The 20,535-nt window shown below is 34.3% G+C and carries 18 protein-coding genes; 14 read left to right on the top strand and 4 right to left on the bottom strand.

All coding sequences use genetic code 11. From position 1 onward, the window contains the following. Window positions 1-54: 54 nt before the first annotated feature. Window positions 55-1,035, bottom strand: coding sequence for a type I phosphomannose isomerase catalytic subunit (locus DWB61_RS14640; RefSeq protein WP_125031664.1), 981 nt, complete (start codon window positions 1,033-1,035; stop codon window positions 55-57). A gap of 234 nt (window positions 1,036-1,269) precedes the next feature. Here DWB61_RS14640 and udk point away from each other — a divergent pair, with 234 nt between their 5' ends. The 3 genes from udk (at window position 1,270) to DWB61_RS14625 (ending at window position 4,060) form a co-directional block, all read left to right on the top strand. Next, window positions 1,270-1,887, top strand: coding sequence for a uridine kinase (gene udk / locus DWB61_RS14635; RefSeq protein WP_125031663.1), 618 nt, complete (start codon window positions 1,270-1,272; stop codon window positions 1,885-1,887). Between the two features lie 243 nt (window positions 1,888-2,130). Then, a complete protein-coding gene (locus DWB61_RS14630) occupies window positions 2,131-2,853 on the top strand; it encodes a 3'-5' exonuclease (protein WP_125031662.1) in 723 nt (240 codons plus the stop codon). A gap of 94 nt (window positions 2,854-2,947) precedes the next feature. Beyond that, complete coding sequence (locus tag DWB61_RS14625; protein ID WP_125031661.1) at window positions 2,948-4,060, top strand: hypothetical protein; 1,113 nt, start codon at window positions 2,948-2,950, stop codon at window positions 4,058-4,060. A 292-nt stretch (window positions 4,061-4,352) separates the two neighbouring features. Here the strand turns inward: DWB61_RS14625 and DWB61_RS14620 are convergent, their stop codons facing one another. Together DWB61_RS14620 and DWB61_RS14615 are read right to left on the bottom strand one after the other, a co-directional pair. Then, window positions 4,353-5,162 carry an alpha/beta fold hydrolase gene (locus DWB61_RS14620; protein WP_125031660.1) on the bottom strand — a complete coding sequence of 270 codons (810 nt, stop codon included), beginning with the start codon at window positions 5,160-5,162 and terminating at the stop codon, window positions 4,353-4,355. Between the two features lie 66 nt (window positions 5,163-5,228). After that, window positions 5,229-5,942 (bottom strand): pyridoxine 5'-phosphate synthase, encoded by a 714-nt coding sequence (locus tag DWB61_RS14615; RefSeq protein ID WP_125031659.1) that lies wholly within the window; start codon window positions 5,940-5,942, stop codon window positions 5,229-5,231. A gap of 107 nt (window positions 5,943-6,049) precedes the next feature. On the opposite strand from DWB61_RS14615, the gene DWB61_RS14610 reads away from it, so the two are divergent. From DWB61_RS14610 to murI, 8 genes are all read left to right on the top strand, one after another. After that, window positions 6,050-6,715, top strand: a complete 666-nt coding sequence (locus tag DWB61_RS14610) for a CBS domain-containing protein (RefSeq protein ID WP_125031658.1) — start codon at window positions 6,050-6,052, stop codon at window positions 6,713-6,715. Between the two features lie 153 nt (window positions 6,716-6,868). Continuing rightward, window positions 6,869-7,753 carry an NAD kinase gene (locus DWB61_RS14605; protein WP_125031657.1) on the top strand — a complete coding sequence of 295 codons (885 nt, stop codon included), beginning with the start codon at window positions 6,869-6,871 and terminating at the stop codon, window positions 7,751-7,753. Between the two features lie 171 nt (window positions 7,754-7,924). Further along, window positions 7,925-8,587, top strand: a complete 663-nt coding sequence (gene porG, locus DWB61_RS14600; protein WP_125031656.1) for a type IX secretion system protein PorG — start codon at window positions 7,925-7,927, stop codon at window positions 8,585-8,587. A 3-nt stretch (window positions 8,588-8,590) separates the two neighbouring features. Then, window positions 8,591-9,337 (top strand): isoprenyl transferase, encoded by a 747-nt coding sequence (locus DWB61_RS14595; RefSeq protein WP_125031655.1) that lies wholly within the window; start codon window positions 8,591-8,593, stop codon window positions 9,335-9,337. A 22-nt stretch (window positions 9,338-9,359) separates the two neighbouring features. Continuing rightward, window positions 9,360-11,885, top strand: coding sequence for an outer membrane protein assembly factor BamA (bamA, locus tag DWB61_RS14590; protein WP_125031654.1), 2,526 nt, complete (start codon window positions 9,360-9,362; stop codon window positions 11,883-11,885). Window positions 11,886-12,025: 140 nt separating this feature from the next. Continuing rightward, window positions 12,026-12,556, top strand: a complete 531-nt coding sequence (locus DWB61_RS14585; protein ID WP_158614438.1) for an OmpH/Skp family outer membrane protein — start codon at window positions 12,026-12,028, stop codon at window positions 12,554-12,556. 62 nt (window positions 12,557-12,618) lie between these two features. After that, a complete protein-coding gene (locus tag DWB61_RS14580) occupies window positions 12,619-13,134 on the top strand; it encodes an OmpH/Skp family outer membrane protein (protein ID WP_125031652.1) in 516 nt (171 codons plus the stop codon). 109 nt (window positions 13,135-13,243) lie between these two features. Further along, window positions 13,244-14,095 carry a glutamate racemase gene (murI, locus tag DWB61_RS14575; protein ID WP_125031651.1) on the top strand — a complete coding sequence of 284 codons (852 nt, stop codon included), beginning with the start codon at window positions 13,244-13,246 and terminating at the stop codon, window positions 14,093-14,095. A 49-nt stretch (window positions 14,096-14,144) separates the two neighbouring features. Here the strand turns inward: murI and DWB61_RS14570 are convergent, their stop codons facing one another. Continuing rightward, window positions 14,145-14,657, bottom strand: a complete 513-nt coding sequence (locus DWB61_RS14570; RefSeq protein ID WP_125031650.1) for a gamma carbonic anhydrase family protein — start codon at window positions 14,655-14,657, stop codon at window positions 14,145-14,147. A gap of 451 nt (window positions 14,658-15,108) precedes the next feature. On the opposite strand from DWB61_RS14570, the gene DWB61_RS14565 reads away from it, so the two are divergent. The 3 genes from DWB61_RS14565 (at window position 15,109) to DWB61_RS14555 (ending at window position 20,441) form a co-directional block, all read left to right on the top strand. Beyond that, window positions 15,109-18,225: a SusC/RagA family TonB-linked outer membrane protein gene (locus tag DWB61_RS14565; protein WP_125031649.1), complete on the top strand. Its 3,117-nt coding sequence runs from the start codon at window positions 15,109-15,111 to the stop codon at window positions 18,223-18,225. Window positions 18,226-18,242: 17 nt separating this feature from the next. Next, window positions 18,243-19,658, top strand: coding sequence for a RagB/SusD family nutrient uptake outer membrane protein (locus DWB61_RS14560; RefSeq protein WP_125031648.1), 1,416 nt, complete (start codon window positions 18,243-18,245; stop codon window positions 19,656-19,658). A 96-nt stretch (window positions 19,659-19,754) separates the two neighbouring features. Continuing rightward, window positions 19,755-20,441, top strand: coding sequence for a hypothetical protein (locus tag DWB61_RS14555; protein WP_125031647.1), 687 nt, complete (start codon window positions 19,755-19,757; stop codon window positions 20,439-20,441). Window positions 20,442-20,535: the final 94 nt, after the last annotated feature.

Raw genomic sequence — 20,535 nt, 5'->3', positions numbered from 1 at the left:
TCTTCTATTTCGATGAAGAGTTACTGATTTTCTAGTATGTAAATCAACTTTTACTTATTGAATAAATACTTCAAGTAGTTTTGTGTTCAGCTTAGGTGCTAAAGTCAAATTCTTTAAACTAGCAGGTATTAGTACGGTTTCACCCTTTGTTAATGAAACAGATTCTTCATCTTCAATTTGAATATCACATTGCCCATCTAAACAGATATAGATCACAAATGAATCCAGTGTGAAGTAATCTTTTTCAATAGGTTTGTTGAATTCGATTATATTGGTGGTGAAAAATGGACACTTTATTAAATCTGAAGTTTCATTGATTTTATGCTCGAAATCGGTTTTATACTTTTTCTCAAATGTATAATCCAATGCTTCCTTTGCCAAATCAAGATGAAGTTCACGTGCCTGTCCTTCCGCATCACATCTGTCCCAATCGTATATCCGATAAGTAATGTCTGATGTTTGTTGTATTTCGGCAAAGAGAACACCTTTCCCAGTGGCGTGAATTCTACCAGCAGGAATCAGGTAGCAAGTGTCCGCTTCTACTTTCTCTTTATTAATGATATCTGGTAAGCTACCATTCTGAATGGCATCTAGAAATAGGTTTTTATCTATCGGCTGATTAAAACCGATGAGAAGTTCAGAGTTCTTTTCAGCTTCAATAATATACCACATCTCAGTTTTGCCATAAGCCTTGTGCTTTTCAAGAGCAAATTCATTATCTGGATGAACCTGAATGGACAAGTTCTCATTAGCATCTATAAATTTAATGAGTAATGGGAACTCGAGACCAAATTGGTCGTATACCTTGTCTCCAACCAATTCACCCATATAAACCTCAATGAGTTCTTCCAAATCGTTTCCTTCAAGAAAACCATTTTTCACAAGAGAAAGGTCACCTTCTAAACCTGATATTTCCCAACTTTCACCTACTTTGTCAGTAGTATTGAATTCTTTGTTTAATGTTTTGTTTAAACGGTTTCCTCCCCAAATTTTTACTTTAGGAATTGGATCGAATTTTAAAGGATATAAGTTCATAAAGACTAATTTGTAATATGTGGTTTAGATGTAATATATTTGATCTAATAAAATAAATGATCGGTATTGTTGAGACTATTTTAACCAAGTTAAATTCTCAAATCAATTTGATATTTAAACTAAGAGTGACGACTTAGAGCAATTTATTGAAGGATAAAACTCAGCATAAAATTTATATCTTTGCACTGCAAAATTAGTGCAAATTTATAATATTTGATTTAAATACCATTTCACATGTTAATAATTGGAATAGCAGGAGGTACAGGTTCGGGTAAAACGACCGTTGTGAGAAAGATTATTGAGCGTTTACCTAAAGGAGAGGTTGCTGTATTGCCTCAAGATTCCTATTACCGAGATAGTAGTCATTTGCCATTAGAGAAGCGTCAGGAAATCAATTTTGATCATCCAAATTCAATTGAATTCGAACTTTTGCAAGAGCATTTAAAGCAATTGAAAACGGGTCTTGCTATTGAGCAACCTATTTATTCATATTTAACTTGTACTCGTTCGGAAGAAACGATTCCTGTGCAACCAACAGAAGTGGTAATTATTGAGGGGATTTTGGCTTTAACTCAGCCTGAATTGCGCGATCTAATGGATATTAAAGTATTTGTTGATTGTGATGCCGATGACAGATTGAATCGTGTTATCAAGCGCGATATTGTTGAACGTGGCCGCTCGGTAGATAAAGTTTTAGCTCGCTACGAGGATACATTAAAACCTATGCACTTGCAATTTATTGAGCCAACCAAACGTTATGCCGATATCATTGTTCCTCAAGGGGGAAATAATCATGTTGCTATTGATATTCTGACTCAGTTTATTCAAAAGAACCTTAAGGTAAGTGTTTAGATTTTTATTTAAAGGTTGATTCGTGTCAGGTGCGGAACAAGCCTGGATCAAGCATAGAACAGGTCTGGGTGCATCCAGTCTTGATACGAAGTAGGTGTAGAGAAAGTACGAAATAAACTCTGAGGATACTTCGTAAACGTAAAAGATTTGAAACCTATGATGAAATCAGGGTTTGTGAAGGAGATTTTGTTATGATCTCCTTTTTTTATAGATTTAATCTTCATTTATGATAAATTATTGACTATGCTTGATGATATTAAGATAGAAGATTTACTTTTTGTCGATATTGAAACGGTTTCAGGTGAAGCCGATTTCGATAAAGTTAGTCCCAAGTTGCAAGACTTGTGGGAGAAAAAATCAAATTATTTTAGAAGCGAAGAGCAAACGGCTTCAGATGTCTACCCTAGGGCAGGAATATACGCTGAGTTTGGAAAAATCGTGTGTATTTCAACTGGTGTGATTGTTAAAAAAGGAGATGGAAAACATTTTATAGTGAAATCATACTACGGTCACGATGAAAAGCAATTATTAGCCGATTTTAGAGAAATGCTTGATCGTTTTTGCTCAAAGCCAAGAAAGAATCTTTGCGCTCACAACGGGAAAGAATTCGATTTTCCTTATATCGCACGCAGAATGTTGATTAATGGATTGAAACTGCCTAACGCATTAAATATTGCTGGAAAAAAACCTTGGGAGATCAGGTTTATAGATACCATGGAGCTATGGAAATTTGGCGATTATAAGCATTATACCTCATTGGCTCTGTTATGTGAAGTTTTCAATATTCCAACACCCAAAGATGATATTGATGGATCGATGGTTGGTCAGGTTTATTGGGGGGAAGATGATTTGGAACGTATTGCTATTTATTGTGAAAAGGATATTTTGGCAACCGCTCAATTATTTTTACGATACAAAGGTGAAGATCTGATCCCTGAAGTAAATTTCGAGAGGGTATTGATTTAGTATCATAATCTGTGCAATATTTTGCTTAGTTTCGTGTTTGGAGTAATGAAATTGAAATCAGTCTTAGTTTAAAAGCTAAAATTAAAATAGAACGATGAAAAAAATAGGATTTAAAAGTTTAGGGATTTTTACTGTATCTGCTCTCTCATTGATTATGACTTCATGTGGAGGAAGTAGTGGAGGAGGAGATATAGAAATAGATTTTGAACAAAAAGATTTAGTTAATAAGATGTGGTATTCAAACCCTTACTTATCTAAAAGCTATGAAAATGACGATGCGGTAATTGCATATCGATTTGAAAGTGGAGGAATGCTTAAACGTCAGCAATATAGTGGTAGACGTGATGAAAATGTAGGAACTTGGAGTTTAATTGACGATGTACTCGAAATAGTTGATAATTCAGTGGAAGGTTCAACGACACAAAAATGGTTTATTCAGTCGGGTTCTACAACAGATTTCCTAAAATTAAATAGTAGCTCAGGGAGAAGAGAATATACAACCTCAATTGAGGGGTTCGAAGATGTAACAGCGGATGCCTATATTGTAAATGATTTGCGTTTAGTAGATAATGTTTTTAAGGCAGATTATAGAGTGGATTATGAAGTGACAGGTTCTAATCTTGAAGAGGTAGTTGCAATGCAAAGTTTAAACAAACAAGAAGAATTGATAAAATCTGAAAATTATATTAATGATAAGATTTTTGTGCTTTCAGATGAGGGTTTGAGTCGCTACTTAGATGGTTTTGAGGGAGCTAAAAAGATTCGCTTCTATTTGAGAACTAAGGCAAATGAAAAATTCAAATTAGACGAAGATTTATCTGAATATAAGTTAGAAAAGCTGGATTATACTAAGGTTAAATTTGTCAAACCTGTTGGGTCTACAGATGTTACTGTTGAGTGGAAGGCTCTTGACGGTAAGGATGTGTTTTATATAATTGAGATATTATCATCTAAATCGAACACGGTGCCAGTTTTGTTTAGAAGTTACCTTCAGCCAGCAGAGTCAGGAGCTGATAAATCATTGGAAATTTCACAGAGTATTGGTGCTGAAATACCTTTGGATGTGAACAAAATGAATATCGGGGAAAATTATTTTATTAGAATATCTGGTCTCAAATATGAAGATAATATTGACCCTATTAATTCGAGTAACAAGCGATATAATATTCAAGCCAAAACAGTTTTCACTTATAAGATTACTTGGTAATATTATATTTTCGAATACATATTTAAAAGAGCCGAATAGAATCTAATTCTATTCGGCTCTTTGGTATATTATATTTAACATTAATTCTTTAGGCTTTTTGTCAAAACTTTTAGGATAAATCGAGGCTCGATGCACGATTGATGTTAATGTTTTTAAGCTATACTGTGCTTCGATACTCGATTTTCGTGCCTCGAAGTAGGGTGGGTGCCAATTTTTTTAATAGCAAGTGTGTCTGCATACTCGATATTCGAGTATAGATACTCGAACGAACCTAAAAGAGCCGGATTAAGTTCTATTCCAAAACAAAGTAGTTGATTGTTTTTACAAGTAAATCTGGCTGTTCAGCATGTACCCAATGTCCTGCTTTAGGAATGCTGGTAATTTCAGCATAGGGAAAAATGCTTCGAATAGGCTTGTGGTCGTTATCACAGATATAATTCGATTCCTCGCCTTTTATGAATAAAACAGGGAACCCCGTAATTCCTTTACCTTTCAAAAAAGAGCTTTCATCAATTCCATCCATTATTTGTGGTAAGTAGTCGCTGATTGTTTTAATATTCAATTTCCACCCAAAGCGTTTGTCCTCATTCCGTTTAAGATTCTTCAGAAGAAATTGTCTGACCTTCTCGCTTTTGATTTGTTTAGCAAGTTCGAGATTGATTTCAGTTCGTGAATTAAACGGAGTTAAATCCATATTCAGAATAACGGAAACAAGATGTTCGTGATTGATGGTTTGAGGTGCGTAGTCAGAGATTTTGCTGTAGTTTTTCGGTGCAATGTCAACAACAAGCAAGCTGCTGACTCTTTCTGGATGATCAATAGCAAAAAACATGACCGTTTTACCACCCATAGAATGACCCAAAAGAACAGCTTTATCTATTTGTTGATCGTCCATAAATTCCAGAAGATCATTTTTTAGGTCTGAATAAGTGTGCGAGTCAGCATGCGGTGAATTGCCATGATTTCGTTGGTCGATTAAAAAGACCTCGAAATTTTGAGATAACTCCTTGGCTACACTTAGCCAATTGTCCAGGCTTCCATATAAGCCATGAACAATTATAAGGGCTGGTCCCTCGCCAAGTTTCTTGTAATTGAGTTTCATGGCAGTGTGTAGGTGAGAAAAATATTTGATGTGAAGATTTACACCTTCACATCAAATGATTTTGTTTTATTTTAATTGACGCTTGTACATTTGAATCGTGTTTTCCATTCCAAAATATAAGGCATCAGCAACTAAAGCGTGTCCGATTGAAACTTCAGCAAGATTAGGTACATTTTCGTTGAAGAACTTTAGGTTCTCAAGGCTCAAATCGTGCCCTGCATTCACACCCAATCCTAATTCATGTGCTTTTTCAGCTGCAATGGTGAATAAACGAACAGATTCTTTAGGATTATTTGGAAAGTCTGTTGCGAAAGGTTCAGTATAAAGTTCGATTCTGTCAGTCCCTGTTTCTTTAGCACCTTCAATATTTTTAAGATTTGTGTCTACAAAAATTGATGTGCGAATGCCAGCGGCTTTGAATATAGAAATCACTTCAATTAGAAAATCCTTATTGTTTACTGTATCCCAGCCTGCATTAGAAGTTATCGCTTCTGGTGGATCTGGAACTAGAGTTACCTGATCTGGATTTACGCTTAATACCAAATCAATAAATTCTTTATTTGGGTATCCCTCAATATTAAATTCAGTTGTAACAATCTTTTTAAGATCTAATACATCTTGATAACGTATGTGGCGCTCGTCCGGACGAGGATGAACTGTGATGCCTTCTGCACCAAATCTTTCACAGTCGGTAGCCATTTTGCAAACATTGGGCGTATTGCCACCTCGGGCGTTTCTTAATGTTGCAATTTTGTTTATATTTACACTAAGTCTAGTCATTTTATGTATGAATAATTGAGTTGTTAGAATTAAACTCACAATTTGTACTATTATTGGTTTCTGATTAAAGACAAAATTAGAAGTATTTCCTTGAAAAAAAACCTAATATGATTGCAAAAGATTTAATTTCTGATGTTGTTCCGGTTTTGCGAGAGTCTGACACAGGGCTTCAAGCTCTTAATTGGATGGAAATATTTAAGGTTTCTCATCTTCCTATTGTGAGAGGCGATGAATTTATTGGGCTTCTGTCAGATAATGATATTTACGATTTAAATCAGGTTGAAGAACCTATCGGAAAACAAAAATTGTCTTTATTTAGTCCTTTTGTGACTCAAGACCAGCATATTTATGATGTAATTGAAAAGGTCTCGCATCTTAAACTAACAGTGATTCCTGTTCTTTTAGAGGATGAAACATATTTAGGTTTGATCACCTTAAGTGATTTGATGCAATACGTCGATAAGATTTTTGCAGTGAGTGAACCTGGTGGTATTATCGTTTTAGAATTGAATTCTATTGATTATTCTCTCAGTGAAATTGCTCAAATTGTGGAAGGTAATGATGCGAAAATTTTGAGTTTATATATTAAATCCTCAGATACTTCTCGTAAAATTGAACTAACCATCAAGATAAATGAGACTAATTTAACATCTATTATTCAGACTCTCCATCGTTACGATTATGTCATTAAATCATCTTACCTAAGAAATGATGATATGCAAGATTTACTTTTTGATCGTTATAATTCTTTTATGAAATTTTTGAACACTTAATTAATGTGATTCAAAAGCTCCATAATCTTGTTTAGCTTCTCTATTCCCTTATATTTGTGAATAAATTATAATACAAGTTATTGTAATTAAAAATTGATGTTGAGTTTTAGCTCTATTCATTTATTTTGAACATTTACTATATTAAAAAACAACATGAAGGTAGCCCTGTTTGGGAAGCAGTTTAGTGAAGATTTTCTAGATAGCTTTAAATTAATTTTAAATGAGTTTAATTCTCATAAAATTGAACTTTGTATTTATCGTCCCTTGTACGATTTTATCGTAAATAAATTGGATTTCACACCAGATGTAACTGAGTTTTTTTCTCAACATGCTGATTTGGATAAAGCGGTAGATTACTTTTTTAGTATTGGTGGGGATGGTACTTTTCTTGACGCAGTAACAGTGGTACAGGATTCCGGAATTCCAATTGTGGGTGTTAATAGTGGACGACTGGGTTTCATGGCCGATATTGCTCGTGAAGAAATCCCTGCAGCTATCTCAGATATTTTCGATGGTAATTATTCGATTGAAGAAAGAACCTTGCTAAAGGTTCAAACTAAAGATAATGGCTTATTTAAGGATTTTAATTATGCTTTAAATGAGTTTACGGTTCACAAGAAAGATTCAGCCTCGATGATTACGATTCATACTTATATCGATGGTGAATATCTGAATTCGTATTGGGCTGATGGATTAATAATTGCTACTCCAACGGGTTCAACCGCTTATTCTTTGAGTGTGGGAGGACCTATTTTGATTCCCAACACACAAAATTTTGTAATTTCTCCAATCTCCCCACATAACCTGACGGTGCGCCCTATTGTGGTTCCAAATCATCAAGAGATAACTCTGAAAGTTGAAGGTCGAAGTGACAGTTATCTGGCTTCTTTGGATTCAAGATCGGTCAGTTTTGAAGCTTTAAATGAATTGAAAATAAGTAAAGCTGATTTTAAAATTAAGGTGCTGAAATTAAAAACTCATTCTTTTTATAGCACACTCCGTAACAAGCTAATGTGGGGTGTTGATAAGCGTAATTAGCTAGCTTTTAGGGGCTGGTGAAAACATTTGTAAACCGCGGTTAATTTTTGTTAAGACCCGAGGTTTTTTCAGATTATATGCTACTTTTGTAGCTTATGATTGAATAATATTCGAAACTTAGCGCATCTTATGTTCGAATAAGAAGGATTAAGTTATATAAACGAGTTTTTCATGTATAAATTTATTTTAGGGATATTATTCTTTTTTGTTGGTCACTCAGTTCTTGCTCAGAATTCATCTGATGTCGGAATTATTGCAGGAACCAATTATTATCTGGGAGATATTAACCCTAATAAACAACTTTATTCAAGTTCGCCAACGCTAGGTTTCATGTATCGTTATAATATGGGACCAAGATATGCTTTGAGAACAAGTTTAAGTTTTGGAAATTTAAAGGCTAATGATCTCGACTTTGATAATAAATATCAACAATCAAGAGCAGCATCCTTTGAAACAGAATTGGTTGACTTTTCCATACAGATGGAATTTAATTTTCAACCTTTCTTAGTGCCATTATCGAGTAGGGCAAAACGTTTTTCTCCCTATATTACAAGCGGTTTGTCGTATGTATCATCAAGTAGTACGACTTCATCATTTGCTATTCCTATGGGAGTAGGATGTAAATACTTAATCGGGAAACGCTGGACAGCCGCTGTTGAGTGGTCGTTTAAAAAGACTTTTACCGATGATTTGGATGGATTGAGTGATCCGAATAAATTAAATATTGCTAATAAGTTTCACAATGATGATTGGATATCATTTTTAGGTGTAACATTAACATTGCAACTCTTTAACGATCTGCAATGTCATGCATATGATAGAATAGTAAAATAATATATGTCGATTACTGATAAGATCATAAAAGAAAGATTACCTAAGCACATTGCTATTATCATGGATGGTAATGGTCGATGGGCAAAGGAGAGAGGCGAACATCGTGTTGTTGGTCATCAGAATGGTGTTGAAGCCGTTCGACAAACAGTAGAAGCTGCCGCTGAACTTGGTATATCTTATCTGACACTCTATGCTTTTTCTACTGAGAATTGGAACCGTCCTAAAGATGAGGTTTTAAGTTTGATGTCGTTGCTTGTTGATGCCATCGATCATGAGACCCCAACTCTTATGAAGAATAATGTGAGATTAAAAGCAATTGGAGATCTAGGGACTTTGCCCGAAGAGGTGAAGTTAAAATTAGATGGGACAATTGAAAAAACCGAAGTGAATACAGGTTTAACTTTGGTATTAGCATTAAGCTATAGTGCTCGATGGGAAATTGTTGATGCCGTAAAGCAAATAGCTCTTAAAACAAAAAATGGCGAACTTTCAATTGAAGATATTGACGCATCTTTGTTCGAAAATCATCTTACAACAAAGGGAATACCTGATCCTGAATTGATAATTCGGACTAGTGGTGAACACCGAATTAGTAATTTTTTGTTGTGGCAAATTGCCTATTCTGAATTCTATTTTACAAAGTTGTTTTGGCCAGACTTTAATAAGGATGAGCTATGTAAAGCAATTTTAGACTATCAAAATAGAGAAAGACGTTTTGGTAAAATTAGTGAGCAAGTAAATAATAAGTAAGAATTAACTATTCAATTAGATAATGATTAAGCGATTAACTTTCCTCTTTTCTCTTCTTATAAGTTTAAGCACTTTTGCACAAGAAGCCGATACTATTTACAATCCTACGGTGGACTATGCTTCACCCCAGAAATATGAAATCGGTGGTGTCACTGTTTCAGGTATTAAACATCTCGAAAGTGATGTTTTGATACGAATTGCTGGATTGAAAGCTGGAGAACAACTTGATGTTCCTGGAGAACAAATCACTAAGGGTATCCAAAAATTATATAAGCAAGGTCTATTTTCGGATATTAATGTTTCTGCGACTAAACTTATTGGAAAGAAGATTTTTTTGAATATTCATCTTCAAGAACGACCACGTTTATCTAGCGTAAACTATGGGGGGCTTTCAAAAAGTGAAACGACAAAACTTAAGGAGAAGTTGAAACTTCAGAAGGGGATTCAAGTGACTGATTTCTTACTTAACAATACAGAGATCGTCGTTAAGGACTATTTTAAGGAGAAAGGTTTTTATAATACTGAAGTTAATATTGTTCAGCGAGATGCTACTGATGAAGAGAATAGTATTATTCTGGATATTATAGTTGATAGAAGCAATAAGATAAAAGTTCGAAATATTTTTGTTGAAGGAAATAATGCGTTTACAACAAAGAAAATTAAGAAATTTATCAAGAATACGAAGGAAAAGAGATTCAAGAACTTCCTTAAATCTTCTAAATATATCGAAGAGAAATGGGAAGAAGATAAAATTACTTTGATCGAGAAGTTTAATGAAAAAGGTTTTCGTGATGCCTTGATTATTTCTGATAGTCTTGTTATAGTTGAGGATGATCGTGTAGATATTTACCTAAAGTATAAAGAAGGGAATCGGTATTATTTTAATGACGTAACTTGGGTTGGTAATACCGTTTATAATTCATTCGTTCTTGACCAGGTTTTAAACCTAAAAAAGGGTGATACCTATAATAAAACTTTATTGGATAAGAGGTTGACGATTGAAGATGATGCTGTTAGTAATCTTTACTTAGATAATGGTTATTTATTCTTTAATGCAAATCCTGTTGAAACGGTTGTAGGTACGGACTCAATTAATATAGAAATGCGTATTGTTGAGGGAAAACAAGCCTATATCGACAGAGTAAATATTATTGGGAATACAAAAACGCATGAACATGTTGCTCGAAGAGAGCTTTATACCTATCCAGGCGAATTGTTCAGTAAAAAAGATATTATTCGTTCAGTACGTGAATTAGCTCAGTTGGGGCATTTCGATCCTGAAGCGATAAACCCTGATATTAAGCCTAAGCCAGAAAGTGGAAAGGTTGATATAAATTATGAGTTGGAAGAAAAAGCTAACGACCAGATTGAGCTTTCAGGAGGTTGGGGTGCTGGTATGATTATTGGGACTGTAGGTTTGAAATTCTCAAACTTTTCTATCCGTAATATCTTTAATAAAGAAGCATGGAGCCCACTGCCAACAGGTGATGGACAAACCTTAAGTATTCGTGCACAAACGAATGGCTCATATTATAGTTCATACAGCGTTTCATTTGTAGAACCTTGGTTGGGTGGCAAGAAACCGACTTCATTGAGTACTTCTTTCTATTACTCAAAACAATCAGGATATAGTCGTTCGTATAGTCAGTATTATAATAATAATCAGCCCAATACCGATCAGCAACAGGAGGTTCTGGGTATGAGTGTTGGTTTGGCAAGACGATTGAAATGGCCTGATGACTTTTTTACATTACATAACGAGATAAGCTATCAGAATTATCGATTAAAAGATTGGCAGTATTATCTCATTCATGATGGAACATCGAATAACTTCAGTTTCACAACAACTTTATCCAGAAGTTCTATTAATAATCCTTTATATACAAGAAGTGGTTCTTCATTTTCATTAAGTATGAAAATAACACCTCCTTATTCTTTATTCGATAATGTAAATTATTCTCGACTAACGAATAGCGATAGGGATCAGCAGGAAAAGTACAAATGGATTGAATATCATAAGTGGGTATTTAAAGGGAAAATGTTTTCACCAATCTTGAATAAGACTGATAAGTTAGTTTTATATACAGGAGCTGAGTTTGGTTACTTAGGTCATTACAATAAAGATAAGCGTTCACCTTTCGAAGGTTTTGAAGTAGGGGGTGATGGTATGTCAGGATATTCAATGTACGGTAGCGATAATATTGGTTTACGTGGATATGGTAATGGAACATTAACACCAATTGCTGAAAGTGGACAGCGTTTGGGGGGTAATATCTACTCAAAATTCACAGCTGAAGTTCGTTATCCATTATCTTTAAGTCAATCGGCCACTATTTATGCTTTAGCTTTTGCTGAAGCAGGTAATGCTTGGTATGAATTTGAAGATTTTCAACCCTTCAATGTTAAGCGTTCTGCTGGTGTTGGTATGAGAATTTTCTTGCCTATGTTTGGATTGTTAGGTATCGATTGGGCTTACGGGTTTGATGAAGCAGCTAGACCTGGAGAGAATGGAAGTCAGTTCCATTTCGTAATTGGTCAGCAGTTTTAACTAATTTTAATTGGTTAAAAATTACTGTTAAGTTTATTTCTTTTAAATTTATAATTAGTAAATTCGATACGTTCAAAAAAAATAGACTTAAGTGTCATTAATTTCTATTTACAAGATCATTTAATCAAGCAAATATTATGATGAAGTATTGGATATGTGTTTTAAGCTTTTTCCTGTTTAGTGCTTTAAGTCTTAATGCACAACAACAGCGATATGGATTTGTTGATACATCATATATACTTGACCATGTGCCAGATTATAAAACTGCGCAAGATCAATTGAATGAATTTTCTGCGAAATGGCAATCAGAAATCGAAAGTGTTTATCTCGAGATTAAGAATTTACATGCTAAATTGCGTAAAGATCAGGTGTTCTTATCTCCTGAGTTGAGAACTAAAAAAGAAAAGGAAATTCTGGAAAAAGAAGCTTTGGCTCAAAAATTGCAGAATCAGTATTTTGGACAGAACGGGGCTCTTTATAAAAAAAAGCAGGATTTGGTTCGTCCAATTCAGGATGATATATACGAGGCAATCAAAGAGATAGCCAAGGCTGGGGATTATGGAATGATTATTGATAAAGCTAATGGACCAACAATCATCTACAGTAATAATAAGTTCGACCTTAGTGATAAGGTCCTTTATAAATTAGGAATAAGAGTAAACAAACAATAAAACGATGAATTTGGTTGAGTAATTTAATTGCTTGTTCAACTTCAAATCTAAAAAGAAACCAAATGAAAAGAATTTTAAAAGTTACTTTGTTAGCCGTAGTGCTTTTAACAAGCGCTAATACTTTTGCTCAGACACTTAAGTTAGGTCATATTGATTCTTCTAAGCTTCTAGCGATTATGCCTGAGAAAGATATGGCGCAGAAGCAAATTGAAACAAAAGCTAAAGAATTCGATACTCAGATTAAAGCGATGCAAGCTGAATATCAGAAACTAGTTGAAGCGTATGTAGCGGAAAGAGAGACTTTGTCTGATGCTATACGTGCTGATAGAGAAAAGGCCATTCAGGATTTACAGAATCGTATGCAAACTTTTGATCAATTTGCACAAAATAAAATCCAAACAACTAGACAAGAGTTGTTGAAACCAATTTTTGATAAAGCTTCTAAAGCTATACAGGAAGTTGGTGAAGAGAATGGTTTTACTTATGTTTTAGATCTTAGTACGGGTGTTGTTTTGTTTAATTCATCATCTAGTATTGATATTATGCCACTTGTGAAAACAAAATTGGGTATCCAATAGACACACTTGCCTTGGCAGATGAAAATATTAAAAGGTAGACTTAGTGATAAGTTCTACCTTTTTTTTGTATCATTAGGTGAGTTTTTTTTTATTAAGTATTTATAATCTGATGAATAATATCTTGAACGATCTTTCTTCTACTAAACAACCCATAGGCGTTTTTGACTCTGGTTATGGCGGTTTAACTATTCTCGACGAATTGGTTAAGCTTATGCCTGATTATGATTTTATTTATTTAGGAGATAATGCCCGTGCACCTTATGGTACGCGATCTTTTGACGTTATCTATCAATATACTCTCCAAGCAGTCGAAAAATTATTCTCTATGGGCTGTCAGTTGGTTATTTTAGCTTGTAATACCGCGTCAGCTAAAGCTCTGCGAACGATTCAGCAGAGAGATTTGCCTCGTATAGCACCTAATAGGAGAGTCTTAGGCGTTATTCGTCCGAGTGTTGAACAGTTGGGAGTCTTGAGTAAAACCAAGCATGTAGGAGTTATGGGGACGCTTGGTACTGTGAGGTCAGAATCCTACTTAATGGAAATGGCAAAATTGTATCCGGATTTTACCGTTTTTCAGGAAGCTTGTCCAACTTGGGTGCCTTTAGTCGAGAATAGAGAGTTTGATAATGAAGGGGGACGCTATTTTATTAAAAAACATATTGACTCATTAATGTCAAAAGGTAAGCAAATTGATACAATTATTTTGGCTTGTACGCATTACCCAATTTTGAATAAAGCAATAGAATCTTTTTTGCCGAAACATATTCAGTTAATTTCACAAGGGGAGATAGTTGCAAGAAGTTTAATTGATTATTTAGAACGTCACCCTGAGATAGATCATGTTTGTTCGAAAGAAGGCGTGCTTAAGTTTTTTACGACGGAATCTGTTGCTGATTTTGAAGAAAAGGCAGGTGTATTTTTAAAACGAGACCTAAAAGCCCAACACATCACTTTAAGTTAGTGATGTACGCTTAAGAATTATTAATCGTACATCACCTATTGTTAATGGTTTACTCATACCAACTTGCATACATGGCGTACGAATTGGCTATACGATTGATTTCACCCTCAAGCAAGTCTGGACTTAACTCTTTTATTTTCTTAGCTGGGGAGCCTGCATATACGCTTCCAGATTCTACATGGGTTCCTTTTGTAACAACGGCGCCTGCAGCAATAATTGAATTCGATTCAATAATAGCATCATCCAGTACGACCGCACCCATACCTATTAAAACATTGTCTTTAATTGTACAGCCATGTACAACAGCGTTGTGAGCAATGGATACATTGTTACCAATATTTGTTGGTGATTTTTGGTAGGTGGCATGTATTGTTGCATTATCTTGAATGTTTACGTTGTTGCCGATTTTAATGTAATGTACATCACCTCGAAGTACCGCTCCGAACCAGATGCTACATCCATCTCCCATTTCAACTTCTCCAATAACACTTGCATTAGGTGCAAGGAAACAATCTTTCCCCATTTTTGGAGATTTTCCTTTTAGATCTATAATATAAGCCATGACTTATCTTTCTTATTTAGTTTGAATTTAAATACAAATTTAAATAAAAATTAGACATGAGAATCATGTTTTTAGTTGTGATTATTTCATGATTTTAAAACACATATTTTAACATAGATTAACTTGTATATCTGGCTTGTAGAAACATTATGCTATGCTAAAGCTTTTGTTATGTCGATTATGAAGTGCCTTGCTTTCATTTTATTATTAATATAATACCAGAGTATTGTTCGTGATAATACTTTGATTATTTAATATTTTTTCACACTTTTGGTATTGCTTATTTCAATCTGTTAGTCTCTTGAAATGGTCTAGCCCCCATGTAGAAAGGCTTTTGAGCGGATTGTTAGGGCATTGGCACGATAAAATCATGGTTTTCGTCATAGTTGGAAATGAATACTAATGTTTTCTGAGTGTAAATAAATGTTAATTAACCACTAACTAAAAATTTATGAAAAAAAGTCTATTTTCGATGTTAATCCTGTGTTTAATAGGATTACAGAGCGTATTCGCTCAAAGTCGAGAAGTTTCAGGGGTCGTGACATCAGCCGAAGATGGCATGTCTGTTCCTGGAGTTTCTGTAATTGTAAAAGGTACAACCATAGGTACTTCCACTGATTTCGATGGGAAGTATTCTATTAGTGTTCCTGCTGATGGAAAGATTCTTGTCTTTTCAGCTGTAGGGATGAAAAAAATAGAGGTAGCAATTACTTCTAATGTTATCAATATGGTAATGGAGTCTGAGTCAATTGGTGTGGATGAAGTCGTTGTTGTAGCTTATGGTACCAAGAATAAGAGAGCACTTACTGGTGCTGTAACTAGTGTTGGGGCTGAGGTTTTGGAAAATCAAATTGCTGTTTCTCCTATTAGTTCAATTCAAGGTGCTGCTCCTGGTGTTAATATTTTAACGTCTGGTGGACAGCCTGGTGAGAATCCAACGATTCGTATTAGAGGTGTTGGTTCTGTGAATGCTTCTGCTGATCCACTAATTGTTGTTGATGGTGTTGTATTTTCAGGTAACTTAAACTCAATCAGTTCTTCTCAGATTGAGACTATTAATGTTTTGAAAGATGCTTCTGCATCTGCATTATATGGTTCAAGAGCCTCTAATGGTGTTATCTTGATAACAACTAAAGGAGGTAAGTATGTTAAGAAAGATGCAACTATCTCTATTAATGCAAGAGCTGGTGTTTCTAATGCTGCTGTTGATTTATATGACTATGTTGGTGCTGAAGATTATATGAAGTATTCTTGGGAAGCTCTTAGGAACGGTGCAATTACTGGTGGTGCTGATGCTGCAACTGCTGGGCAAACAGCAACTAATAGTTTGATTACAAATCTTGGTTACAACCCATATGATACTGCAAACCCAGTTGGAGCAGATGGTGAAATTGTATCTGGAGCAAACCTTAAATATGATTCTGATTGGTATGATGCTTTATCAAATGATAATGCATTCTATAATGAGTATGATTTAAGTGTTAATGGTAGTAGTGATAATGTTGTTTACTTTATTAATGGTAACTACCTTAAGCAAGAAGGTGCTATTATTGAGTCAGAATTTGAAAGATATTCAGGACGTATTAACTTAAAAGCAAAGTTAAGAGACTGGATGGAAATGGGTACTAATTCATCTTTTTCTAAATCTATTCAGAATTACCCAAATCAATCTGGTAACTCATACACGAGTATTATGCAGTGGGCTAACTCTGTTGCTAATATTTATCCTATTTACCAAAGAGATGCGAATGGTGATTTGAAATACGATTCAAATAATGCTAAAATGTATGACTACGGTAATGCAAGTGGACAAGCAATAAATGCTGTTCGACCTGTGTTAGGTGGTGAAAATGCAGTGTCGTCTTCATTGTTAAATGAAATTTTATACACGCGTTCAAATCTTTTCTCTTCTACTTTCCTTAAGCTTGACTTACATAAGAATCTTTCTTTTAGAACTAATTTCGGTTATGAAAGATATGTATTTGATTCTAATGAATATGATCATTATAAGTTTGGATCTGCTGCTTCAGTAGGTGGTCGTGTTTCTCAGGAAAGAACAATTACTGAGACAACTACAATTACAAACTCATTGAATTATAAGAAAGACTTCGAAGATCATTCAATTGCAGTTGATTTAATCTCTGAAATGTACGATTATAATTACGATCGTTTATCAGCACAAGGAACAGGATTTTTACCTGGTGTAAAAGTAATGTCTGGTAGTACTGTGCCTGAATCTGTTGGAGGATATATTAATTCTGAAAGACTAGAGTCTTATATGGCTCGTGTAGATTATAACTATAAGCAACGTTATTTTGTTGACTTCAGTGCAAGAAGAGATGGTTCTTCAAGATTTTCTGAAGATAACCGTTGGGGTACTTTCTACTCAGTTGGTGCTAACTGGATTTTGTCTGATGAAAACTTCATGAAGAGTTTCGCTGATAAGATTGACTTATTGAAAATTAGAGGTTCTTATGGTGAGCTAGGTAATAACAGAGGTATTGGTTATTTCCCATACTATGCAGCTTATGGTACTGGTTGGAACAATGGTGAAAACACTGGAGTTCTTCAAGGTGGTATCGTTGATCAAAACATCAAGTGGGAGAAAACAGCTTTGTTTAATGTTGCTCTTGATTATGGTTTCTTCAACAATAGAGTAACTGGTTCTTTCGAGTATTATAGTAAGGAATCTGTGGATCTATTATTTGATATGCCTTTACCTTCTTCTACGGGTAACACAAAAGTAACAACTAATATTGGTACAGTTAAAAACTCTGGTTTTGAGTTTATTGTGAATACTGTAAATGTACATACTGATGATGTTTACTGGACTTCAACTTTCAATATCTCTACTAACAAAAATGAGTTGACTAAGTTGCCTCAAGAAGAAATTATTAGTGGTACTAAGAAGTGGAAAGTTGGGAAATCTATGTATGATTTCTTTATTAAAGAATATGCTGGAGTTGATTCAGATAATGGTGAAGCTCTTTGGTATACAGATGTTGAAGATGCTGAAGGTAATGTAACTCGAGAAACTACAAATGATTATGATGAAGCTGATCGTTATTACCAAGGATCTTCTTTACCTGATTTCACTGGAGGTTTTGGTTCATATTTCAAGTATAAGAATTTCGATTTAAATGTTCAATTTAACTTTAGTGTTGGTGGACAACTTTACGATTACTCTTATGCAGGACTAATGGGAAGTCTTGACCGTCCAGGTTATCAGTTACATGTTGACATTAAGAATCGTTGGCAGCAGAAAGGTGATATTACAAATACACCTAAGTTGACTTCTGAAGAGAATAGTTATAATGGAACTTCAACTCGTTTCTTATTTGATAACGACTATTTAAGAATGAAGGCTTTAACTATTGGTTATAATCTTCCAGAATCTATCTTGAAAAAGACAAAACTGAATAAGTGTCGCTTCTATTTCCAAGCTGATAATTTGTTGACTTTCTCAACAATAAAAGGTATCGATCCTGAGCAAAATTTAGCAGGAACTACTGATAGTCGTTCAAATATTATGAAGACTGTATCAGTTGGTGTTAACTTAGAATTTTAACCTACAAAAATTAAGAAATGAAAAAAATATATAATCTTATAGCAATTTTTGCTATCATGGTAGGAGGATTTGGATGTTCAGGTTATCTTGATGATCCAAAACCGACCGATGTGCTTACTGCACAAGATATTTATGGCTCGAATGAAGGGGTGCAAGCATACTTCTCTGGAATTTATAGAATGTTTAGGAGTCAGTACGAAGATGGAAATACTCATTTCGGTGGGGTTTACTCAATGTATTATGCTAGATCTGTAAAAGCTAATGACATTATTTCTGGTCCAACTTGGTTTTTATATGACTATGCTCATACTTATCGTACACCATCTAAAATGAGAGTAACTGTAACTTGGCAGTATTTTTATGAGATGATTAATCATGCTAATACTATTGTAAAGGAAGTTACAGCTAGTACAGCAATTGCTGAGGCTGATAAGCCAGTTATTATTGCAGAAGCAAAAGCTTTACGTGCATTTGCTTATTTTCAATTGTACTTAGAGTATTATTCTAAGGATTCTGGTTTACAAACACCTCCATTGTATAAGGAGCAAGTTACAGAAGCAGGACCTATGTCTGATCCTGCAGAATATGAAGCTTTCATGATTCAAGATATTAATGATGCTGTTGCTGGATTAACAGATAGTAGAATTAATAAGTCTTACATGAACAAAAGTGTTGCTCAAGGTCTTAAAGCTCGTATTTTAATGGCTTTAAATAAAGATTGGGATCAAGTTGAAGCTGCTGCTAACGCTGCTTATGGTGGTGATGCTGCTGCTGCATTAGATGCTTCTATTTATGCTGGTGGATTTAATGATCTTAGTGCTTCAGAGGTAATGTGGAGTATGGATCAACAGTCTGATCAGTCAAATTATTACTATATAGCTCCTCATGCTTTTGCTGATCACAACCAAGATGCTTATTTCGGTATGTTCTGTAATAATACATTCGTAAGCAACTTTACTGCAACTGATGTTAGAAATGAATTTTGGAATGGTTATGGAGTTCCTGCTACGGATTACAGACAATATATAACTGATAAATTTGTATTTGCTTTTGATTCGGACATGCACTTAATGAGAAAAGCTGAAATGGTTCTTATTGATGCTGAAGCTAACTTCCGTAATGGTGATGAGACAACGGCTCATAACTTACTTTTCGCTTTACAATCGGATCGTGATCCTAGCGCTGTTAAGTCTGCTAACACAGGTGCTGCTTTGCTAGAAGAGATTCTTTTGGAAAGAAGAAAAGAACTTTATGCTGAAATTGGTGTTGAGTGGTTTGATGCTAAGCGTTTGGGTAGAGGTATTGTACGTGATGGTAACCATCGTGTAAATCTTACTTTAGAGCCAAATGATAAGAGATTCTTCTTAACAGTTCCTCAAGCTGAGATTGATGCTAATGATTTTATTGATGATACTGTAAATGATAACAGATAATTAATATGATTCTATAATTTTAAAAAAAAGGATTACTCTGTTTTGAGTAATCCTTTTTTTTATTTATTTAGTAATCAATAAATAAATTATAATAACATGAGATTATTAAAACTCGTTTCCCTGGTTGTTTTTGTATTGTTTGTTTTTAATAAAACTGGGCGTTCACAGGTCCATTCTGGTTTAACAACAGCTTTTTCTGAAGTCAATAAAAAGCATTTCGAAAATTTTTCTAAAATGATTAATGTCGAAGGTGATTTTTTTGTCAATAAAGATTGGACGGATGGCACTGTATACTTTAATGATAAGCACGTTGTTAGCAATGTGTCCATGAGGTATTTTATAAAAGGAAAAGAAATGCATGTAAAGCATGATGGGAAAATCATGAAAATCATAAATCAATCCTCAATTGATTCAATTTTAATAGGAGATCATACTTTCGTTTATTCTGAATTCGTTTTCGGTTCTACTTTATCCCAGGATTTTTTAGAATTGTTATCTGGCGGTTCTATTAAGTTCTATAAACATTATACAAATAAGTTTATAAAGGCTAAAGAAGTTAGTAGTTATCAAACTCAAGAGTCGGATAAGTATATTATTAAAAAAGAATTCTATGTTAGTGTTAATGATAATGCTGCAGAGTTCTTTAAGCCCAAAAAGAAGTCGATATTAGCTCTGTTTTCTGACAAAAAAGAGGATGTTATGAGTTTTGTAAAAAAGAATAAGTTAAAGTTTGGTAGGGAAGCTGATGTGATTAAAATCTTTAATTACTATAACTCTCTATAGTAACTTGTGCCCTCTTAATAATACTTAAGTGTTATTCTCACCATATGAGAATAGCACTTCTTTTTGTGCCTATTTAATAGGGACTAGTTGCTTT

This window comes from Ancylomarina euxina, from assembly GCF_003863355.1.
GTDB lineage: Bacteria > Bacteroidota > Bacteroidia > Bacteroidales > Marinifilaceae > Ancylomarina > Ancylomarina euxinus.
Note: the sequence above shows the minus strand (reverse complement) of the source record. Positions and strands in the feature narration are given on the sequence as shown.